The sequence below is a fragment of the Calditrichota bacterium genome, from assembly GCA_014359355.1.
Lineage (GTDB): Bacteria > Zhuqueibacterota > Zhuqueibacteria > JANLFK01 > Oleimicrobiaceae > Oleimicrobium.
Genome location: JACIZP010000086.1, coordinates 1 through 3,796, shown reverse-complemented (window position 1 = coordinate 3,796; position 3,796 = coordinate 1). Strand labels below are relative to the sequence as shown.

The 3,796-nt window shown below is 63.5% G+C and carries 1 protein-coding gene and 1 riboswitch; the gene reads left to right on the top strand.

Annotation, left to right across the window (positions count from 1 at the left end; genetic code table 11):
• The first annotated feature begins 305 nt into the window (after window positions 1-305).
• Window positions 306-508: riboswitch (cobalamin riboswitch) on the top strand.
• Window positions 509-647: 139 nt separating this feature from the next.
• Window positions 648-3,386: a TonB-dependent receptor gene (locus H5U38_03720; GenBank protein MBC7186125.1), complete on the top strand. Its 2,739-nt coding sequence runs from the start codon at window positions 648-650 to the stop codon at window positions 3,384-3,386.
• The last annotated feature ends 410 nt before the right edge of the window (window positions 3,387-3,796 follow it).

Sequence of the window (3,796 nt, the reverse complement as noted above, 5' to 3'; positions counted from 1 at the left end):
AAACCCTCTCGCCGTCACGCGACGCATGTACTCGTCCACCTTTTTCTGCAGGGACGTGCTACTGCTCGGGGAACACGCTACCAGGCTGCCCACCAAGACTGCCACTGGCCAGAGCTTCGTGCAAGTTCTCACGCCGACCTCCTCCAATTCATGCGAACACAGTGACGCTTGTCAGACGTGCTTAATGAGGGAAAAGTTCCGGCTCGGGGGGCCACCGCAAATTCCCGCCGCGATTTTCTCCTGTGCGCATTTTCCCCTTGCAATTGCCTTTGGGCTGTGTTATATTTCCAGCGTCGCTCTTTGGCGATATGGGCGTAGATTCCGGTGCTCCCCGCAGGGGAGGAAAAGGGAAGACGGTGCAAGTCCGTCGCAGCCCCGCTACTGTGATCCCGGGCGCATGAGTTGATGCGCCGGTGCCCTGGTCAACGGTGCCACTGTCCGCAGCTCGGATGGGAAGGCGACCAGGGTCGGGAAAGCCAGGAAACCTGCCGGAGTCGGTATCACCGTGTGAGCCTCCGCGGGTGAGGTGTCGGTGCGTAGCGTGCGCGACGTGCGAACCCTGGTCTGTTTGAGGAGGCCAGGGTTTTTTGTTTGCGCCGCCCGCCGCGTGGTGGAGTGCTCGCGCATGGCAGAGGAGGGATCCGGTCGTGAGACCAGGCACCATTTCTTTGGCCAATATGGCCATGTTCGCCGGCTTGATGGTCGCCTTGGGCTACCTGCTCAGCAGCGTACCCAACGTGGAGCTGGTGACCGCCACCGCCTTTGTCGCCGGCGCTTTCCTTGGTGCTGGGCGAGGGCTGGCCACTGCCATGGTCGGCGAGCTTCTCTACGCGGCAGTCAATCCCTACGGCATCTCCTCTGTCACCTTGCTGGTCAGCCAGGTCTTGGGGATGGGTCTGGCGGGCTTTGTAGGGGGGCTGATCGGCAGGAGGGTGCGGCGGCACAGAATCCAGTGGCCACAAGTGCTTGCGCTGGGGGCATGCGGCTTCCTCCTCACGGTGACCTTCGACTTTCTGACCACGGTGGGCTTTCTCGTGATGAGCCGGCTCACCCTCCCCGCCTTGCTCGGAGCCTACGCCTACGGTGCGGTGTTCTACCTGACTCACGCGGCCGCCAACACCGCAGTCTTTGCGCTGCTCGTGCCGGCGGCCCTCGGAGTGGTGGGTAGAAGAGGGACAACAGTGAACCAGGTTCCACGGGAGGCGAAAATGAAGACAGAGAAGACGCTCCTTGTGACGCTCCTCAGTATCGCAGTCTTGACTTCGAGCGCCTTTGCTCAAGTGACCGGCCTGGTGGTGGACCACACCACCGGCAGACCGCTTGCCGGCGCCAACGTCAGCGTAGTGCCAGGCGAGCTCGGCACTGCTACCGACGAAGGGGGGCGCTTTGCGCTTCCCAAACTGCCGGCGGGAACGCACCAAATCCGCGTCTCCTACATGGGCTATGAGCCGCAGCTGCTCACGGTGCGCATCACGGAAGGCGGGGCCCAAAACCTGTCGGTGCGCCTGGTGCCAACAGTGATTGAGCTTGAGGAGGTGATGGTCACCGGCAAGCGCGGCAGGTCATTGAGCTGGGAGCTGCCCGTGTCCGCGGAGGTGGTCTCGGCGACGGACATTGAGATGGTCAACGGCACCACGGTGGCGGATGCCCTGCGGCCAGTGGCCGGGGCCTTTGTGAAGAGCTATGGCTCAGAGGCCGCCATGAAGTCGCTGTCGGTGCGCGGCTCTTCTGCTGAGCAGGTGCTGATTCTTTGGGATGGCGCACGCCTCAACTCGCCGTTGGCAGGAGGGTACGACCTGGGCCTGCTGCCGCTCACTGCGGTGGAACGGATCGAGTTTGTGCGTAGCGGGCTCTCCTCGCTCTATGGAGCTGATGCGGCCGGGGGCGTGGTGAACATCATCACGCGCGCACCGCAGGGAGGAGTGAGACCCCAGCTCTCGTTGGCTACGAGCGTGGGCTCGTGGGGCAGCCGCTCGGCCCACTTTGCCGGCAGCCACCAGCAGGGTGATGTGGGTGTATTGGTGGCTGCGAGTCGCGCCCGGAGCGACGGCGACTTTGTTTATCGCGCCAAGGACCAAGCCACGGGCAGAGAAACGGAGAAGAGGCGCATCAACAACTCTTTTTCGCTGGACGAACTTTTTGCCAAGCTGAGCTGGCAGTCTTCTCTGCTCACACGTCTCACCCTTTCCGGCGAGTGGTCTCGTGCTGAGCGGGGTGCGCCGGGCTCGTTGGCCTTCCCCAGTCCCCAGGCACAGCAGACTGACGAGAGCCGTCGCCTGCAGGTAAACGTGGACACGAGGCTCGGGGGCACGCTGCACATTCAGGCGACAGGGTTCCGGCACGAGCTGGCTACTCGCTTTGTTGACCCGAATCCGTTCTGGCCATCGGATGCCGACAATAGGGGCGTCAGTGCCGGTGCCTCCGTGCAGGGTGACCTGCCGTTGGGTGAGGGCAAGGTCGTGTCGCTGGGGGCCAGCTACCTGAACGAGCGCTCGCAAGGTACCTCCTTCGGAACCCACGTGCGGGAGTCATTTGGCGCCTTTGCCCAGGCCGATGCCGCCTGGAAAGGTCTGCTCGGCCGCCCTGAGTGGCAGGCTAACCTTCTGCCGACGGTGCGGATCGACCACTACCAAGGTTTTGGCTCCGTCACCAGCCCGAAAGTGGGGATAATCTTGAGCAGGGTGCGGCATAGCCACATAGCAATCCGCGGCAATGTGGGTGGGTCGTTCCGCGCGCCGACGTTCAACGACCTCTACTGGCCGGAGGATGCCTTTACCGTTGGCAACCCCAACCTGAAGCCAGAACGGACCACCGAAATTGAGGGTGGGCTGAGCGTGAGCGTGCCGGCTGCCGGAAGGTTACACAGTGACCTCAGCGTGTACCGACGCTGGGCACGGGACCTCATCGTGTGGGGGATGGATGCCGCTACCTACAAGTGGTCGCCTGCCAACGTGAGCGAGGCGGAGATCACGGGCCAGGAGTTGCGGGTCAAGTGGGAGGGGGTTGCGGCGCGCCTCATCATCGAGGCGAGCTACAGCCATTTGCGGGCGGTGAATGCCGGCGGCGTGCCTGGCCTCCAGGGCAAGTGGCTTATCTACCGGCCGGAGCACACGGCGTCGCTGCGGGCTGGCTTCCAGGGTCGCCCGTTCTATTGCAATGCTACTGCCTCCTACGTTGGCTCGCGCTACACGGATGAAGCCAATACCGCCCCGTTACCTGCCCACACGGTCGTCGATGCGAACGCAGGGGTGCGGGTGCCTTTCTGGGGCGTGACCTGGCACCTCCGGGTGGCGGTGGACAACCTTTTCGACGTCCAGTACCAGGTCGCCGACGGTTACCCTATGCCCGGCCGGCAGTGGCGGGCGGGGGTGGAGGTGGGGTGGTGAGGTTTCGTGGTGACAGGGCATGCCCGTGACGAAGGAGGCGCCGTTTCTCGCTCACTGCTGGGCCGCCCGCTTGGTTTATGACCATGATCTGCTTGGGCAAGAAGGCCGGCTGGTCTCGCAATGATGCGAAGCTTCCGATGACCTGAACGCGCGACCTGGCCGCCCCCGCAGCCTCCAGAGGCGTGGGAGCAGATGCGTGCTTCTTGTCGCAGCATACATAAGGGAGCGCCCTGAGGTAGTTGCCCCAGGGCGCTCTTTCCTTGGTCAGCTATGCGTCACTGCCGCCTGAAGGGTCACCTGAGCAAGAGCATTCTGATGGTCTTGGCCTGGGTTCCTGCCACCATCCTGCACAAGTACACCCCTGCTGCAACCGGCCTACCCAGCTCATCTCTGCCATCCCAGTGCACTGT